General features: G+C 46.4%; 12 protein-coding genes. 7 read left to right on the top strand and 5 right to left on the bottom strand.

The window, feature by feature from the left end; translation table 11 throughout:
- Nucleotides 1–22: 22 nt before the first annotated feature.
- Together sat and cysC are read left to right on the top strand one after the other, a co-directional pair.
- A complete protein-coding gene (gene sat / locus AM500_RS03475) occupies nucleotides 23–1,186 on the top strand; it encodes a sulfate adenylyltransferase (protein ID WP_053597961.1) in 1,164 nt (387 codons plus the stop codon).
- Nucleotides 1,179–1,772 carry an adenylyl-sulfate kinase gene (gene cysC, locus AM500_RS03480; RefSeq protein WP_053597962.1) on the top strand — a complete coding sequence of 198 codons (594 nt, stop codon included), beginning with the start codon at nucleotides 1,179–1,181 and terminating at the stop codon, nucleotides 1,770–1,772. The genes sat and cysC overlap by 8 nt, the downstream gene beginning before the upstream one ends.
- Before the next feature lie 39 nt (nucleotides 1,773–1,811).
- On the opposite strand, the gene AM500_RS03485 is transcribed toward cysC, so the two are convergent.
- Nucleotides 1,812–2,729 (bottom strand): NAD-dependent epimerase/dehydratase family protein, encoded by a 918-nt coding sequence (locus AM500_RS03485; RefSeq protein WP_082347117.1) that lies wholly within the window; start codon nucleotides 2,727–2,729, stop codon nucleotides 1,812–1,814.
- Nucleotides 2,730–2,929: 200 nt separating this feature from the next.
- On the opposite strand from AM500_RS03485, the gene AM500_RS03490 reads away from it, so the two are divergent.
- The 3 genes from AM500_RS03490 to AM500_RS03500 all read left to right on the top strand — a co-directional run bounded on the left by AM500_RS03490 (nucleotide 2,930) and on the right by AM500_RS03500 (nucleotide 5,897).
- Nucleotides 2,930–4,060, top strand: coding sequence for an NAD(P)/FAD-dependent oxidoreductase (locus AM500_RS03490; protein ID WP_053597963.1), 1,131 nt, complete (start codon nucleotides 2,930–2,932; stop codon nucleotides 4,058–4,060).
- A gap of 169 nt (nucleotides 4,061–4,229) precedes the next feature.
- A complete protein-coding gene (locus AM500_RS03495) occupies nucleotides 4,230–4,700 on the top strand; it encodes a hypothetical protein (protein WP_053597964.1) in 471 nt (156 codons plus the stop codon).
- A gap of 363 nt (nucleotides 4,701–5,063) precedes the next feature.
- Nucleotides 5,064–5,897: an STAS domain-containing protein gene (locus tag AM500_RS03500; protein WP_053597965.1), complete on the top strand. Its 834-nt coding sequence runs from the start codon at nucleotides 5,064–5,066 to the stop codon at nucleotides 5,895–5,897.
- Nucleotides 5,898–6,004: 107 nt separating this feature from the next.
- Here AM500_RS03500 and AM500_RS03505 read toward each other — a convergent pair whose 3' ends face one another.
- Nucleotides 6,005–7,951 (bottom strand): elongation factor G, encoded by a 1,947-nt coding sequence (locus tag AM500_RS03505; RefSeq protein WP_053597966.1) that lies wholly within the window; start codon nucleotides 7,949–7,951, stop codon nucleotides 6,005–6,007.
- Between the two features lie 112 nt (nucleotides 7,952–8,063).
- Nucleotides 8,064–9,878, bottom strand: coding sequence for a monovalent cation:proton antiporter family protein (locus AM500_RS03510; RefSeq protein ID WP_053597967.1), 1,815 nt, complete (start codon nucleotides 9,876–9,878; stop codon nucleotides 8,064–8,066).
- A gap of 138 nt (nucleotides 9,879–10,016) precedes the next feature.
- Between AM500_RS03510 and AM500_RS03515 the strand changes: the two genes are divergently transcribed.
- Nucleotides 10,017–10,553, top strand: a complete 537-nt coding sequence (locus AM500_RS03515; protein WP_053597968.1) for a DUF1572 family protein — start codon at nucleotides 10,017–10,019, stop codon at nucleotides 10,551–10,553.
- 115 nt (nucleotides 10,554–10,668) lie between these two features.
- Here AM500_RS03515 and AM500_RS03520 read toward each other — a convergent pair whose 3' ends face one another.
- Nucleotides 10,669–12,096, bottom strand: a complete 1,428-nt coding sequence (locus AM500_RS03520; RefSeq protein ID WP_053601608.1) for a PAS domain S-box protein — start codon at nucleotides 12,094–12,096, stop codon at nucleotides 10,669–10,671.
- A 346-nt stretch (nucleotides 12,097–12,442) separates the two neighbouring features.
- Between AM500_RS03520 and AM500_RS03525 the strand changes: the two genes are divergently transcribed.
- Complete coding sequence (locus AM500_RS03525; protein ID WP_053597969.1) at nucleotides 12,443–15,496, top strand: efflux RND transporter permease subunit; 3,054 nt, start codon at nucleotides 12,443–12,445, stop codon at nucleotides 15,494–15,496.
- Nucleotides 15,497–15,613: 117 nt separating this feature from the next.
- Here AM500_RS03525 and AM500_RS03530 read toward each other — a convergent pair whose 3' ends face one another.
- The gene (locus AM500_RS03530; protein ID WP_053597970.1) at nucleotides 15,614–17,269 is read right to left on the bottom strand and encodes an FAD-binding dehydrogenase; all 1,656 of its coding nucleotides are present in this window, start codon (nucleotides 17,267–17,269) and stop codon (nucleotides 15,614–15,616) included.
- Nucleotides 17,270–17,735 lie beyond the last annotated feature (466 nt).

Genomic DNA, 17,735 nt, shown 5'->3' on the forward strand with positions numbered 1-17,735 from the left:
GACTATGTTAGGAGGAAGTGACATGATTCAGCCCCATGGGGGAATTTTAGTAAACCTTGTGAATGAGGAGTATCCGATTCCGAAACATTCCCTGGCAATTGAACTTGATGCGATGGCCCTCAGCGACCTGGAATTGATTGCGATTGGCGCCTATAGCCCGCTTGTCGGTTTTATGGGAAAAAGAGATTACCAGTCGGTTGTCGAAAATATGCGCCTCGAGGATGGTACTGTCTGGAGCATCCCAATTACACTCGCAGTTTCAAAGACAGCTGCCAAACAAATTGGACCTACAGACACTGTCAGGCTTGAGAAGGATGGCACCGTGTACGGGGTAATGCTGATTACTGACAAGTTCATTCCGGACAAGAAAAAGGAAGCAAAGCATGTGTACAAGACGGATGAACTGGAGCATCCAGGGGTAAAAAAACTATTTGAACGGGAAGAGGTCTATATCGGCGGCCCGATTGTTATGGTCAGGAGGCCAGAGAACCCCTATCCAGCTGAAAATCGCGACCCGAGGGAAACCCGGGAGCTTTTCAGAAAAAATCATTGGAGTACTGTTGTGGGCTTTCAAACAAGGAATCCGATTCATAGAGCCCATGAATATCTTCAAAAGTGTGCACTTGAAACTGTTGATGGCTTATTCCTGCATCCACTTGTCGGAGAAACAAAGGCCGACGATGTACCAGGTGATATCAGAATGAAAAGCTATAAAACACTTATTGAAAACTATTACCCGAAGGAAAGAGTGCTGCTTTCCGTCTTTCCGGCAGCAATGCGTTATGCCGGTCCCCGTGAAGCCATTTTTCACGCGCTTATCCGGAAAAATTACGGCTGTACTCATTTCATCGTTGGCCGCGATCATGCCGGAGTAGGCAATTATTACGGAACCTATGACGCCCAGAAGATATTCAGTAATTTTAAAAAAGAGGAAATTGGCATTCAAACTCTGTTTTTTGAAAACAGCTATTTTTGCAAAGCATGCGGCAATATGGCTTCTGTAAAAACATGCCCCCACGGCAAGGAACATCACGTATCCTTGTCCGGAACAAAAGTAAGGACGATGCTCAATAAAGGGGAGGCCCCTCCAAAGGAATACAGCCGCCCCGAGGTTGCCGAGATATTAATTGAGGGAATGACAAAGCGGGCTGGCAGCCTTCAGGAGTCGGTGGCAAAACATGACTGAGCATATTGTCTGGCATCCAGCCACTATTACTAAGGATGACCGCAGGAAATTAAACGGCCATAACAGCTTCGTGCTCTGGTTTACCGGCCTTTCCGGCTCTGGTAAATCGACACTTGCCAATGAAGTAGACCGCAAGCTTCACAGTCTTGGGGTGAGGAGTTATGTACTGGATGGGGACAATATCCGCCACGGCTTAAACCAGGGGCTCGGCTTCAGCAAGGAAGATCGTGTTGAAAACATCCGCCGGATCGGTGAGGTTTCCAAACTGTTTGTTGATAGCGGCCAGATTGTCCTCACTGCGTTCATTTCCCCATTTCGTGAAGACCGCGATAGGGTGAGGGCGCTGTTTGAACAGGGTGAATTTATTGAGGTATGGGTGCAATGCCCGCTTGAGGTATGCGAAAAAAGGGATGTTAAAGGTTTGTATCAAAAAGCGCGGGAGGGTGAAATTAAGGAATTTACTGGGATTAATTCCCCGTATGAACCCCCGCAGGCTCCTGAGATCACCATTGATACTTCAGAATGCATGGTTGCCGATGCCGCGCAATGTATCATCAAGTATATACGGGAGAGGGGCTTCATTTAAAGAGAAGGTTCCGGGGGGAGCCCCCGGAACTTTTTTCAATTAAATGGATGTTTTAGAAAGGGCCATCTGGTCCTCAGGAAGTGCCTTCGTGGTTCCATCACTGTTCAATACATTCCGCCAGGTATATTTTGGCTTATAACCAAGGACTTTCTTTGCTTTGTCATGGGACATCAATGTCTCATATCCTTCAATATCCTTTTTCAGTTCTACGCTTGGGAAGTATTTTTCAACTAAGTACTGGCTCGGCTTTGGCATGATTGTGTCAGGTGCGGTAATATGAAAAATATTATTTCCGATATTATCTGCTTGAATGGCCAGCAGGCAAGCCTGTGCAGCATCTCTAACATCGCAGTAAGCCCAAGCGTTTTTCTTTTGCAAATCCCATTGCTTTTCATCATTCCAATGCATGATCGGCAATTTTTCATATTCGTCAGGCTCATAGATATTGGCAAACCTTAGGGCCGCGATTTGCGTCTTATTGCCTGAAAGATCAAAAAACATCTGCGAAAGGTTTTCGGTCAACCGCTTTACCATCGCATAGGAGGACTTGACTCTTGTTGGGTGTTTCTCATCCACTGGCAGGTAGTAAAGTTCCTCCTCGATAAAAGGATAACCAAGAACGGTTTCGCTCGAGGCCCAAACAAGCTTTGGAATCTGGTGGTCTTTGCAGGCCTCAAGGATATTAAAGTTGACTAGCATATTGTTTTCAAACAGTGCCTGAGATGTATTTCTTACGTCAGTAGGAATGTTCCCAAGGTGGACTACCCCGTATGCACCCTTTAATAGTTGGGAAACTTGGCCGTAATCCTTCAATTCAACCTGAAGGAATTTAGGTGAGGCAGATTCTTCCCTCAATTTCCTGTCAGTGGCGATCACTTCATAGCCTGCTTCCATAAACGTCCTTACGGTCCACCGGCCAATTTTTCCTGCTGCACCTGTAACAACAACCCTTTTCAAATTGCTTCGCTCCTTTTAAAAAGTCTTTGTTTTTGAATGGTATTAAAAAATTACTTCGCCTGCCATCCTTTGTTAGAATCTCCTCTTCCTTACATTTTATTGAACTGATTTTCCTAGTAAATTGTGGTGTCTCCTTTATAATTTCAAGCTTCTTTTCTCATACTAGATTAGTGCGCATTTTGTCATGAGAGGATTTTTTTATGAAAAAAATTATCGTGATTGGGGCTGGGATTCTTGGTGCATCAACAGCATATCATTTGGCAAAGATGGGTGCGGAGGTCCATATAATTGACCGACAGGATAAAGGACAGGCAACTGAGGCTGCTGCTGGCATTGTTTGTCCTTGGCTGGTTGGTGGGCAAAGTGAAGCCTGGTATACGATGGCAAATGCTGGGGCGGGATATTTCCCAACTCTAATTGAAGAATTAAACAGAGAAGGCGAGCAGGAGGTTGGTTACCAAAGAGCCGGTGCACTCATTATTCACCACGAGGAATCGGAAATAGAGAAGTTGGAAGAGCGGGCAAGGTTAAGGGAAGGCTATGCCCGGGAAATCGGAGAAATTTCCCGACTCACTGAACAGATAAGCAGTACGCTCTTTCCACTGTTATCAGATGGTTATCACTCTGTTTTTGTTCAAGGGGCGGCCATTGTAGAAGGACGCCTCCTGCGTAATTCGCTGCTTCGTATTGCAGAACGGAATGGTGCCGTTAGGATAAGCGGCGACGCGGAGCTTCTATTTAACGGGAGCCAAGTGACTGGTACAAAGGTGGGAAGTAATTGTTATATGGCAGATATGGTCATTGTTTGTGCCGGAGCATGGGCAGAGGCAATTTTTAAGCCGATGGGCCTTACCTTTAATGTGAACTTTGAGAAGGCACAGACAATCCATCTAAAGTTACCAGGTGCAAAAGGGATGGAGAAGTGGCCGGCCGTAATAGATCCTTCCACCCAGTACATCGTTCCTTTGGACGGAGGCAGGGTTGTAGTTGGTTCGACGACTGAAAACGATAGTGACAGGTATGATGCCCGCTTAACCGCAAGAGGGGTTCATAAAAATCTAACTGATGGACTGGAAATTGCCCCAGGCCTGGCAGATGGTATATTCCTAGGAGGAAAGGTTGGATTCCGCCCGTTTACTGCTGGAGGTGTTCCAGTCGCAGGGAACATACCGGGCTGGAAAGGGGTCATTGCGGCAAATGGACTTGGGGCAACCGGGTTAACAATCGGACCATTTTTGGGCTTGCAGCTTGCAAAACTGGCACTCGATATGGAACTGGATATCAATCTCAGCGAATACGACATAAGGAATGCAATTGCGGAAGAAAAATAAAAAGTGGTGGTAAAGTGCGCAGTTGCCAGAAAAGCATATTAAGCAGACTGCGCTTTCTTTTGGACTGTATTCGGACGTGCTTTTTTACTAGAAATAGCCCCGGTTTAATATCCCTGTCATGGCACAAACTAAACGGAATGATTATACAGCCGAAGGGAAGGGCATCAAAATGTGGTTATTAGTAATCAGTGCCATTCTTTTTCCCCTGCTTGTTTTTTTTATGCCAAAAAGGATTCCGCTAATGGATTTATACGCGACAACCGGCATGGCAACTTACTTCCAATTATTGACCGACGTTTATCTTCATATTAAGTTAGACTGGTATGGGTATTTTTCCGACAATCAAAAAGCCGAGTGGCCGACTACGCTATTAACTCCGCTCTATTTATCCATCAATCCCTTGTTTTTGAACTTTTATCCTTATGATAGGAGTAAATTTATAAAAATCCTTTATATGGGAGTCTGGACCGTCTTTTCAGTGCTATATGAATGGATCGCAACCAAAACCGGCATGTTTTATCATGAAGAGTGGAAGCTGTACCACTCAGCCCTAACCTATCCCTTTTTATTTATCCTGTTAAGGCTTCAATTGTCATTGGTCCGTCACCTGCGTAAAAGGGAGGAGCCAGGCTGTTCTTAATAGATTTTTCAATATTGAGCCAAGCTGGCAGAGAGATTTTTCCCCGAAGGACGGTTACAAGGACATTTTGAGGTGGAGTGCATGTGGAATTGTCCTTGAAGTATGGTTTCAAGGACATTTTGAGGTGGATAGCATATGGAATTGTCCGCGAAGGACGGTTTCAATCGCCTCCATAAAACTTGACAATACGGAAGAATCAATCGCCTTGCATTCACCTTTCTAAATAATTGGATTTTACAGACGATGTTTTGCTGGACTTATGCAAAAATGGGCTTTTAACAGGGGAAATCTCAAGTTTTTAAAAAATGGTTTACCCACAAAGAAGTTAGGGTAATATCCCTTGTTGGAAGGGAGATTTAGGATATGTATGATTTTTCAGGTGTTATTAATAGAATTAGAGAAATAAAAGTGGATCTTGCCAATGAAATAACCGATAAACAAGTTGAGAAGTATCCTGAGCAGCTTGGACCGATTTCAGAACAGCTCCGCAAAGAAAGAGTAAATCTGATAGGATTATACGAGGAATTGCTCGTTGATGATCTCGATACTGCTCTGGCAAAGATTGAAGAATGGGGCAAAAAGACCGGGGCATATTGTTACGAACTCGGAATGACTATCGATATGGCGTTGGATGAACTGAATTATTATCGCGAAGAAATGACCGAAATTATATATGAATTAGGCCAGAAAAATGAAATATCGCTAAGTAATTATCATGAGGCGAACAAGAAATTGCAAAGAATCATTGATAAGGCTGCCCAAAGCTTCAGCATTGCGTTCGTGGCACATCATAAGGATATGATGAAAAAGGCGCAGAGGGAAATCGAAGAATTGTCGGTTCCAGTTGTTCCCCTTGAAGACGGAGTGGCTGTGCTGCCGCTGGTTGGAACCATCGACACATACCGGGCCAAGCTGCTAATGGAAGAATCACTTAGGAAGAGTGCCCAGCTTGGTGTTACCTATTTTATCGTTGACCTGTCAGGGGTTCCGATTGTTGATACGATGGTCGCAAACCAAATCTTCCAGGTTATAGATGCGCTGAGGCTTTTAGGAGTTCAGGCAGTATTGAGCGGAATTAGGCCTGAGATTGCCCAGACTATGGTTCTTCTCGGAATAGACACATCCAGGATTAATACTTTTTCCAGCCTGCAGCAGGCATTGCAATCATATAGGCTAACCCACCCGGCTGCCATGTAAGTATGCTGAAGACAACCTGAATCCTGATATAAGGATGGAGGTTGTCTTTTTTAAAAGGTCGATATTGTCATGTACCATTCAGAATCGGACATTCCGCATTATAACTTTCATAAACAATGCATTTCTGCCTCTGCTTCATCCCATGGGACGGTATAGCCGTGCCCCTTTGCGCAAAAGATTGATGATGAACTATAGTCGGGATCGGCATCCTTCTTATAGCCAATCTGCTCAATTACTTCATCCTGATTATGGCAAGGGTAATAGCCGGCAAGCACTAGGTTCAGTGTACCTTTTCCACCAGTAATTGACGCAAACTCTGGACCATAATTTATGAATGTAGCAACAGGGACCTTCCCGGTTATAATTGTGTAGTTATCGTGTGTTTCTGGTGTGTCAAAGCTGCCGTGAGCTGTTTGGATATCTGTTAAAATTCTTCTGATATGATTCACTTCAATCTTTATCCTAAATTCATAGAAGGGCTCAAGCAGTATATTTCTTGCTTTTTCAAGTCCCTGGCGCAGCGCCCGGAAAGAAGCCTCGCGGAAATCGCCGCCCGATGTATGCTTGTTATGGGCCCGGCCAGTCAACAGCGTTATTTTCATATCTGTAACTGGAGATCCTGTCAAAAGCCCGTGATGATCACGTTCGAACAAATGGGTTCGGATAACATTCTGTGTGCCAATTTCAAGGTCATTTGGATGGCAGATGCTCTCAAATGAAATCCCGCTGTTTCGGGGACCAGGCTCAAGCTTCAGATGAACCTCGGCATAATGGCCGAGCGGCTCGAAATGGCCATAACCGACAACCCCTGGTCCGTCAATTGTCTCTCTATACAAAATTTCAGGTTCGGCAAAGCTGATATCAAGGCCAAAGCGGTCATGAGCAACCTGCTTTATCACCTCTAGCTGGATGACCCCCATCACATGGAAATGGATGTCCTGCGAGCGCTCCTCCCAGCTGACATTCAACGAAGGATCCTCGGCATCAAGCTTTTTAAAATAACCGAGGACATCCTTTGCGTTCAAACTCCTGTCGAACAGGACTTTCGACTTCAGTGCGGATACCATTTCATAGCTAGCAGGTTCTTTTAACGTTCCAAGCCCCTCGCCGGCAGCAGCCTCTGACAGCCCTGTCACAGCAACAATGTCCCCAGCGTAGGCCTCGTTGACTGTTGTAAACTTATTTCCGCTATATATCCGTATCCCGGTTATCTTTTCAAAAAACTCTTCGCCATACTGAACTTCATCGCGGACCTTCAATGTGCCAGCCAACACTTTAATGAATGTAATCCTTGTCCCTTTTTCATCGTAGCGCAGTTTGTATACCCGTCCGGCAAATGGTTTATCCGTTTGATAATGAGTAATCGTCAGAATATCCAGCCTTTGCAAAAACTCGGCAACGCCAATGTCCTGAAGCGCAGAGCCGTTCATGCAAGGAAAAATACCCCCTTCGTGAACCAGCTTTTGCATTGTTTCCAGCCAAAGCACTGGCTCATAGCCGTCCTCCATATAGTGTTCAAGGAGCTCGTCATCCCGTTCGGCAATGAATTCGGCCAATTCTTCTTCCATTCGGCCATCCTCTTGCAATCCGGCTATATCACAAACATCCCGGGTCAGCTGGCTGCGAATTTCCTTGAGCACCCGGCCCTGCTCAGCCCCTGTCCGGTCAATTTTATTAATAAAAAAGAAAACAGGAATATCGTGTTTTTTCAGAAGGCTCCAAACGGTTTCAGTATGTCCTTCAACCCCTTCAACGGCACTAACAATAATAATCGCAGCATCCATCATGGCAATCGCCCGCTCCATCTCCGGCGAAAAATCGACGTGTCCAGGCGTATCAATCAAATAATAATCTGAGTTTCGGTACGTAAATCTCGCCTGCTCGGCAAAAACAGTAATGCCTCTTTGTTTTTCAATAACATGATGGTCGAGAAACGTGTCCTTGTGGTCGACCCGTCCCCTATGCCTGATTGCATCCGTTTGGTAAAGCAGCTGCTCGGCAAGCGTCGTCTTTCCGGCATCCACATGCGCAAACATCCCGATTGTTTTTTTCATAGAAGCACCTCAGCCTAATAGATGTACCCATTATAGCAAAACAGCAGACTCTCTATTAAGAGAATCTGCTGCAGCTATAATTTAGAGTCTAGCAAACATAAACTTTACTCCTCTAACCCAATTCATCCGTAAGCCTCTGTATGCTTTCCGAGCTCCCGCTAACAATCAGCCGGTCGCCTATCAGCAGTTCTGTATCACCATGCGGAATAATCGGGATGTCACCGCGATATATTTTTACAATCAGGGCATCACCAAGGAATGGCAGCTGGCGGAGTGGCAGCCCGTGGTATAGGGTGTTGCCGACAATCAGCTGCTGCAAGGTGCCAGGTTGAGAAATCATCTGGATCATTCCTGGGTTATCGACGAGTGATTTCATCAGTACCCTTGTAGAAATAGTCGTCGAAAACACAGTATACCCTTCCGCGGTAAGCTTGCTATGCATTTCGGGAACCTCGGCCCGTACGATGATTCTTTCAACGCCCTTCATTTTTGCAAAAGTCGCGAATTCAAGATTTTTCTCTTCATCGCCCGTTCCGAGTACAAGGACATTGCCCGAAAAGGCCCCGGCCGCAAATAGGGTTTCTGTGTTTAGTTTATCAAGTTCCACAATTGGGAAGTTGTGATCCTCATCATAAAGCTTGTTTTGTGCTGCACTGTAGACAGTAACCTCAAATCCTTCAGCCTGAAGATCAAGTGAGACTGGAAGAGTGATCGTGTTGGCCCCCACCATGGAGACGCGTGGCTTCTCCGGTAAAATAGTCGGGATGCTCTTTTGGAACATCATTGGAGAAATGAAGCAGCTAAGGATGGAAACCAATATGATTGCGCTGGCAACCGAATTCGAAATTATCCCGAAATCGAGGGAAACAGTTGCGACAACAATTGCCAGGCTCAGGGTTGCGCCAAGCAGGATACCGGAGCTTGTTGTTTCTGTCCATGAATAATATCGCCTTAATAGAAGGGTCGGAATGACCCTGGCGATATAAATAGCGAGTAGCATGACTGGGATGAGCAGCCAGACGTTTGGGTCATTAAAAATAGCTCCGAGGTCAAGGTTAACACCAATCATAATAAAAAAGATTGGAATCAGGAATCCGTAGCCGAATGAATCAAGCTGGTGAATAAAATCCTTCGATGGCGATAGGAGCGAAACAATAACTCCAGCTAAAAATGCACCCAGTATGGCTTCGGCACCAAGTGCTTCCGCCAGTACCACAAACAAAAGAATCAATGCGAAGGTTCCGCGCGTCCCTAATTGGGTCGTTCCCCGGCGCAGGGACTCGTACACCTTGCCATTGTCCATTTTTTTAATAACAAAATAAACAATGAATACGAAAACTAACAGGATTGAAATCCAAATCGGACTTAAGCCGCCTTCCGTTTTTGAAGCAAGATAAAAAACAAACAGGAGCATTGTCACAAAGTCAGATAGGACCGCCGTTAGCAGGATTGTCTGCCCCAGTTCGGTGTTGAGCAGTTTCTTTTCTTTTAAAACCGGAACGACGACACCAAGCGAAACCGTTGCAAGGATGATTGCCATTACAAACGGGTCCTTCACAAGCCCCATCCATTTCATCAATTCAGCCAATGCAAATGATAGCCCGAGCATCAGCCCAAAGATGATCAGCGAAATAAGGAAAGGATTTGGCAGCTTGCCTGAGGCTTTTCCTTTTTTGCTAAAAGCACTGAAATCTATTTCAACACCGCTCAAAAACATCAGATAAATTAGTCCCAGAGTAGATAATACTGCCAGCCAGGGGCCGGAATGTATGATGTCAAAACCGCTTTGTCCAAGGATGATACCAACGAGGATTTCAGCCACAACGACAGGCATGAATTTAAGACGGAAGCGGTGCAGTAAGATAGGTATAAGAAACGCGATAGAAACCACGAGCATAAGTCCGGTAAAAGATGCATGTTCCTGCATTTGGTCACCTCTTTATCATGAGTATTTAAAAAATCAAACGATACCATAGTTTTTACTGAAATACAATCTTTTTCAAAAAGGAGGGAAGTCCGCCGTACGTGCGGAATAAAGTTAACCATCCAGGAAAGGAGATGTGGAATGAACACAGAAACCAACTTTTTAACGATTGTAACAGAAAGCTTCAAGGGAATGAAGAAACAGGCAGAGAGTGCGATGGAGCAGCTGTCACTTGAAGAGCTGCATTACACTCCAAACGGGGAATCAAACAGTATCGCCGTTCTTGTCAAGCATATGAGTGGGAACCTGAAGTCAAGGTTCAGCTCCTTTTTGACTGAGGACGGTGAGAAGCCGGACCGGAGGCGGGATGAAGAATTTATTGGAGCGTTCAAATCAAAGGAAGAACTGCTTCGAACCTGGAATGCCGGCTGGAATATCCTGTTCGAAACACTTGACGACATGACAGATGATGACCTTGCAAGGACAATCACGATCCGCAGCGAACCCTACTCGGCCATAAATGCGATTCAGCGCGCAGTCATCCACCAATCCGGGCATGTAGGCCAAATCGTCTACATCGCAAAAATGATCAAAGGCGACAGCTGGCAAACGTTAAGCATTGCCAGAGGGCAGTCGGAAAAGTTCACTGACAGCCATTCAGCCCAATATAAAAAATAGGTGATGTGTCACATCTTAAAAATTGAATCCCAAGACAGGCAAAAGAAATCCCAGCCCACCTATGGACTGGGATTTTATTTATATTCATTTTTACCACTTTATGTAATCAGAATGGTTACGCCGTAATTGCTGGAAGCAGGATGCTTACTGCCGCCCCGATTCGTTCACGATTGCGGATGAGAATCCTTCCGCCATGCTCTTCGATGATTTTCTTGCATACCATGAACCCGAGGCCGGTACCCTTTTCCTTTGTGCTATAAAACGGTTCACCGATTCGCACAAGGTTCTCTTTTTCAATTCCAGGGCCTTCATCCTCAACGGTCAGCCAGACAGCATTTTCCTCTTGCTTGATGGATACAAAAATAGTACCCCCGGCAGGCATCGCCTCAACTGCATTCTTAAGGATGTTGATTAAAACTTGCTTCAGCTTATCCTCCTCGCACTGGACAAGCATTTCCGCAGTTTCGTAGTTTTCAATATATGTAATATTTTCAATCTCGGTAAAAGGCTTTAGGAGAGCCAGAACGTTTTGCGTAAGATGGACAATGTTGCAGACCGATGTTTTATTTAACGGAGGTTTGGCTAGTACCAATAAATCATTGACGATTCCGTCGAGACGATCCAATTCACTGAGGATAACCTGGCAATACTCATTTGGATCCTTTTCGTTAAGGAATTGGGTGAAGCCCTTAATCGATGTAATCGGATTGCGGACCTCATGGGCAATCGCCGCCGCCATCTGGCCGACGAAGGAAAGTTTTTCAGCCTGCAGCAGCTTTTCCTCCGTATCCTTCTGGACAGTAATATCCTTAATGATAACCTGGAAAATCTTCCTGTTCTTAAACGTCATCGGAATCAGTGATACATGGGCCTTCCTAAGGTCACCATCAGTCCTTTTTATCGTCAAGTCAAAATGTATGTTCCGCATTTCCTTCAGGTGGTTTGTGAGGAGTGGATAATCTGAGAAGAGGACGTATTCAAATAGAGAGGTGCCAATCGCTTCCTTGGCGCTTGCAAAACCAAACAGCTTCTTCGCTTCACTGTTAATGTATGTCCAGATGCCTTTATCGGTCACCATTCCGATCGAATCCCTGGAGTGCTCAACAAGCAGGCGATAACGCTCCTGTGTTTCAAGGATTCCATCTTCCATAATCATTTGTGTGGTAATATCCCGGGAGATTAATAGGAATTCATTTAACTCACCAGCTTTGGCGCTGCTTGTTTCGAACCAAATATAATCGCCCTCTTTTCTGCGGATCCGGAAGCGGACGCGCCTATCGCTATTCCACAAATAAAGGAAAAGCTGATTGACCGTAGCTTTGTCATCCGGATGGCAAAGTGAAAAAATACTCTGGCCAGCTACTTCTTCCTGGGAAAAGCCAAGCAGCGTTGAAATCGAGGGGGAGACATATGTAAAGAAGCCATCAGCGGTATGCCGTGAAATTAATTCCTTGGCATATGCGAGGGCCAACTGCAGCGTTTCGGCCTCATAATGCTTACTTGAGTAAATTGATCCTGCTCGTGCTTGCTCCGTATTAAACAATTCCCTAACCTTCCTTTCAAAAAAAGCAGTATAGAGGCTCCTATTAAATAATTCAGGAGAGATTTCGGTATTTTGTGAATTTTTCCAGGCAGCTATATCCAGATATTCACTTTTATTATACAAGAAATAGATTGTTTGTCCTATCCTATTTTTCCATTAATCTGAAAATTAATTAGAATTTTCCCAACAAATTTACAATCTTTTCACCTGAAAGCCTAATAGCACTCGGTCTTAAGTCTTAGAGGAAAATCCTTCCACAGCTTCATATTGAAAAAGCGGTATCCGGTTAGGATAGAGAAGTGGATAACAGCTGCGGCTGGAGAATAAATGGGAATGGGGAATGAGCATGAAAAAGATTATTCAATTCAGTATGAAGAATGGGGTGGCCCTCGTATTGATGATGGCACTGATCATTGGGGGCGGAATTTTCTCTGTGAAAGAAATTAATATTGAAAAATATCCCAATGTCGATATTCCGTACTTGACGGTCGTAATTCCGTTTCCGGGAGCATCGCCTGCGCAATCGATAAAGGAAATAGGTGAGCCTGTCGAACGGGAGCTAATGAATCTTGAGGGAGTTAAAAATGTCTATACAGACGGTGTAGCCAATGCAGTGTATGCAACGATGGAATTTGATATGTCCGTGAACATGGATGACGCTGAACAGCTGGCTAGGGCTGCTATTGATAAAATAGCCCTTCCTGACACAGCCGAAAACGCTGAATTCATCCGACAGGGTCCAGATGGAGATCCGACGGTTTTCTACGTCGGTGCTTATGCTGATGGAGCGAATGCAGATGTCCAAAAATTTGTAAAAGATGAACTCGTTCCAAGGTTTGAAACGATTGACGGTGTAAGCAAAGTGGAAACAGGCGGCCTTGCTGAAAAAACCGTGAATATCCGCCTGATTCCTGGTGAAGCCGAAAAGCAAGGAATCACCCTTGAGACTGTCAAGACAGCGATTGCCGCCAATAACATGGCCATACCAACCGGTGATTTGTCACTTTCGGATGAAACACTGCCAGTCCGCGTCAGCAAAGAATTGAAATCACTTGATGATCTTAACGAAATCTCGTTATTCGTTCCTGGCAAACAACCAATCGAGCTTAGTGAAGTCGCGGACATTACTTATGAAAATGAAAACAAGAGTGATTTTACCCGGATTAACGGGAAGGAAGGCGTTCGCGTCGGCATCATTGCTGAAGGCGGGGCCAACGTCGTATCGATTGTTGAAAAGGCAAAGGAAGAAATGAAGAAAGCAGGTACGCCTGCAGGAATTAAGACAGAGATACTACGTGACCAATCTGTCGAAATCAAGGATTCTGTATACTCAATGCTGCGTGAGGCTGTACTTGGTGCGCTGATGGCCGTGGTAGTGACCTTCCTGTTCCTAAGGAATATCCGTTCAACGATTATCGCTATCATTTCAATACCGTTATCAATTTTTGCCTCGTTAACAGTATTGAATATGCTTGGCTATACACTTAATATCATGACGCTAGCCGGGATTGCCGTCGCTGTCGGAAGGGTTGTCGATGATTCGATTGTTGTCATTGAAAACGTCTTTAGAAGAGTACGCGCCGCAAAGGAACGGAATGAGCAGTTGGTTGAAGCAGCGACAAGGGAAGTTGCCGCGGCGATTACATCCTCGACCCTTACAACAGTTGCTGTATTTTTGCCAATGGCTTTTGTCCCGGGTGTTGTTGGGAAAATGTTCGCGCCGCTCGCCTGGACAATCGTCATCTCACTGCTTTTCTCACTTGTCGTTGCAATTACGGTCGTTCCGCTTTTATCAAAATGGTTCCTGTTAAAACTTACTCCTGTAGAACACAAGGATGGCTTTATCCAAAGAACCTACCGGCGTTCGCTTGGCTGGGTACTGAGCCACCGTTTGCTGACGCTGGCAGCCTCACTCATCCTGTTAGCCGGAACTGTCGGATTTATCGCGCCAAAGCTCGGAACCACCTTCCTGCCGCAGGAACGGGTAAGCAATTTTGACATCAACATGACAATGGAAAAAGGATCTTCTCCTGAAAAAACAAGCGAGGCTGCCAGCCGCGTTGAGGAAATCCTCCTCGGAAAAGACGAGGTGAAACTCGTCAGCACAAGCGTCAATGGCCAATTTGAAAGTGCCTCGATCAATTTTGAAGTAAAAGAATCGCTTTCGGACGTAGATGGATTTATTGAAGATTTGCGCGATGAATTCGCCCTAGTTGATGAGGCAAAAGAAATCACAGTGACCGGGATTGGCGGCATTGCGGGCGGAGGCCAGTCGCAATACGTCCTTGTCGTCAACGGCTCAGATTTTGAAGACATCAAAACCGCAAGCCAGGAAATTGTCAGCGCGCTTAAAGGAATTAACGGTATGGCCGACGTCCGGTCCTCGCTTGAAGGGGATGAACCGGAAATTGTAATGGAAATGAATGACGAAAAGCTAGCCGAAAATGGCCTTATGCCGGCAATGGTCGGAAAAGGCTTGCGCGAGCTGATCAATGGCGACGTCGTCTCATCGATGATATTGGACGATACAAAAACGGATGTAATGCTTGGTTTGCGGATGAACGATATTTCATCGCTTGAGGACCTGGGTGAGCAGCAGATTACCAATATGATGGGAATGCCGGTTAAGCTTAAAGATATCGGCGAATTGAAAAAGGCCAGCAACAGGACCGTCATTACCCACCTGAACCATAAAGAGTATGTAATGGTGTTCGGGCAAATTACCGACAGCAATACAGGCGAAATCACCAAAAAGGCAGACGACGCAATTGCCGGCCTCGACCTGCCAGATACAGTGAATTACTATAAAGAAGGCGCCTCAGCCGTTATGCAGGAAGGCTTCGTCAACATGGCGATCGCCATTGCAGTCAGCATCCTGCTGGTTTACCTGGTCATGGTCATCGCTTTCGGCGAAGGAAAAGCGCCATTCGTCATCTTGTTCTCGATTCCGTTCTCTTTAATTGGCGCGCTGCTCGGATTGTACCTTGTAAATCAACCAATCGGGATGCCGGCAATGATTGGCTTGCTAATGCTAAATGGAATTGTCGTGACAAATGCAATTGTTCTCGTTGATAAAGTAAAGCAAAATCAAGCTGGCGGAATGGGAGTTCGTGAGGCTTTGATTGAGGCTGGTGCAGTCCGGATCAGGCCGATTTTAATGACTGCTATTGCTACAGTCGGCGCTCTGATTCCGATGGCAGTATCTTCACACGCAGGAATCGTTTCCTCCTCGATGGCTGTCGTCGTCATCGGCGGACTGGCAACCTCAACCTTGCTGACACTATTCATCGTGCCCGTGCTATACAGCCTGTTCCACCCGGTGAAAAAGGAAGCACATGCTGAGGCAGAACCAGTTGGGGGAAAACCTGCGGGAATTGTTATCACAACAACATTAAAATAGGATGAATCAAGAGAAGCCCGCTGCCGGTGAAAGGTGGCGGGCTTCATTTAGAGGGGCTTGAAGTTCTATGCTGGTTGCGTTTAGAATGAAGCGGTTTGCAGGAGGGCGTCGACCCTTTTAACCCAAATCGGAAATAACCCCTTGCCCCGCCTGTCTCCCGGAAAACAGGCAGCCTCCGAGGAAGGTGCCTTCGAGCGCCCGATAGCCATGGACGCCGCCGCCGCCAAAGCCGGAAACCTCACCAGCGGCATAGAGGCCTTTGATCGGCTGGCCGTTTGTGCCGAGTACCCGGCCATTGAGGTCGGTCTGTAGCCCGCCTAGAGTTTTGCGGCTGACAATGTTCAGGCGGACGGCAATCAGCGGACCGTTCTTCTGGTCAAGAAGTTTGTGCGGTTTGGCGACGCGGATCAGTTTGTCGCCGAGATAGTTTCGTGCACCTCTTAGAGCAGTAATTTGCAGGTCCTTTGTAAAAGTATTGTCCATCTCGCGGTCGCGGGCGGTGAGCTGCCGTTCGAGTTCTTGGAAGTCAATCAGATTCTCACCGGTGAGCTTGTTGATGCCGGCGACAAGGTCTGGAAGGTTGTCGGCAATGATGAAGTCTTCGCCTTTGTCCATGAACGCCTTGACTGGCGCGGTCGGACCGGGCAGGATACGCGACAGGACCTGGCGGATGCTTTTTCCGGTCAAGTCGGGATTTTGCTCCGAGCCGGAGAGCGCGAATTCTTTTTCAATAATCTTCTGTGTCAGGATGAACCAGGAGTAATCGTAGCCGGTTTTCATGATGGTTTCGAGCGTGCCAAGGGTGTCAAAGCCGGGGAAGTTCGGCGCCGGGAAACGCCTGCCTTTCGCATCGAGCCAGATGGAAGATGGCCCTGGAAGAATGCGGATTCCGTGGTTCGGCCAAATCGGGTCCCAGTTTTTAATGCCTTCAGTGTAATGCCACATCCGGTCGCGGTTGACGATCCGGCCGCCCGCCTGTTCGGTGATTTCGAGCATCCTTCCGTCAACGTGTGCCGGGACACCAGAGATCATGTTTTTCGGTGGGGGACCAAGTCTGGTTGGCCAGTTTTTTCTTATTATTTCATGGTTGCCCCCAATGCCGCCGCTTGTCACGAGTACGGCTGGGGCAGTAAATTCGAAGCTGCCGATTGCTTCGCGGGAGCTTACTTCGCCGCGTTTTGCCTCGCTTGGTATTAGAATTTCGCCTTTGACACCATTGGTTGAGCCGTTTTGTACGAGGAGTTCCGAAACGCGGTGGCGCGGCCTGTAGTCGGCGAGGCCTTTTGAGATAGCGTTGCGCAATTTTTCTTCGAACGGTTTGACAATGCCTGGACCGGTTCCCCAGACAATATGAAACCTGGGCACCGAGTTGCCGTGTCCTTCAGCCAGATAGCCGCCCCGCTCGGCCCAGCCGACGACAGGGAAAAATCGGACACCGAGTTTGTGAAGCCATTCGCGCTTTTCGCCGGCGGCCCAGTTTACGTACGCTTCAGCCCATTGGCGTCCCCAGTAATCTTCATCGTCTTCACGGTCGAAGCCGGCTGTCCCAAGCCAATCCTGCAGCGCAAGTTCTCTGGAATCTTTAATGCCGAGCCGTCTTTGTTCGGGTGAGTCTACCAGGAATAAGCCTCCGAATGACCACCACGCCTGTCCGCCAAGCGACGCTTCCGGTTCCTGGTCAAGCAGCAGCACTTTTTTTCCGGCATCGGTCAATTCGGCTGCAGCGACAAGCCCGGCAAGGCCAGCACCGATAATAATTGCGTCATAGTTCATAGTGAGAGCCCCCAATAATTTTGTCTCGTTTTTAATAATTCAACAGGAGAATAATTTTTCCTCTGTATTAATAACTAAACAAGAGGATTGAGGTACCGAAATGTCATTCATAAAACCGGTGAATGACAACTCAGGATCACCAATACATCAAGATGTCACTCATAAAGCTGATGAATGACAACTCAGGGTCGCCGAGGCATCAAGATGTCACTCATAAAGCCAATGAATGACAACTCATGGTCAACAATGCATCAAGATGTCATTCATAAAGCCGATGAATGACAACTCAGGATCACCAATGCATCAAGATGTCACTCATAAAGCCGATGAGTGACAACTCAGGGTCGCCGAGGCACCAAGTTGTCACTCATAAAGCCAATGAATGACAACTCATGGTCACGAATGCATCATGATGTCATTCATAAAGCGGATAAGTAAAGAAACACTACCTTGAAGTTGGCTATCA

Origin of the sequence: Bacillus sp. FJAT-18017 (genome assembly GCF_001278805.1) — a bacterium.
GTDB lineage: Bacteria > Bacillota > Bacilli > Bacillales > Cytobacillaceae > Bacillus_D.

Excerpts from the sequence above, each read along its gene's own strand:
- sat (WP_053597961.1), top strand. The coding sequence starts at position 23 with ATGATTCAGCCCCATGGGGGAATTTTAGTAAACCTTGTGAATGAGGAG.
- cysC (WP_053597962.1), top strand. The coding sequence starts at position 1,179 with ATGACTGAGCATATTGTCTGGCATCCAGCCACTATTACTAAGGATGAC.
- AM500_RS03490 (WP_053597963.1), top strand. The coding sequence starts at position 2,930 with ATGAAAAAAATTATCGTGATTGGGGCTGGGATTCTTGGTGCATCAACA.
- AM500_RS03495 (WP_053597964.1), top strand. The coding sequence starts at position 4,230 with ATGTGGTTATTAGTAATCAGTGCCATTCTTTTTCCCCTGCTTGTTTTT.
- AM500_RS03500 (WP_053597965.1), top strand. The coding sequence starts at position 5,064 with ATGTATGATTTTTCAGGTGTTATTAATAGAATTAGAGAAATAAAAGTG.
- AM500_RS03505 (WP_053597966.1), bottom strand. The coding sequence starts at position 7,951 with ATGAAAAAAACAATCGGGATGTTTGCGCATGTGGATGCCGGAAAGACG.
- AM500_RS03510 (WP_053597967.1), bottom strand. The coding sequence starts at position 9,878 with ATGCAGGAACATGCATCTTTTACCGGACTTATGCTCGTGGTTTCTATC.
- AM500_RS03515 (WP_053597968.1), top strand. The coding sequence starts at position 10,017 with ATGAACACAGAAACCAACTTTTTAACGATTGTAACAGAAAGCTTCAAG.
- AM500_RS03525 (WP_053597969.1), top strand. The coding sequence starts at position 12,443 with ATGAAAAAGATTATTCAATTCAGTATGAAGAATGGGGTGGCCCTCGTA.
- AM500_RS03530 (WP_053597970.1), bottom strand. The coding sequence starts at position 17,269 with ATGAACTATGACGCAATTATTATCGGTGCTGGCCTTGCCGGGCTTGTC.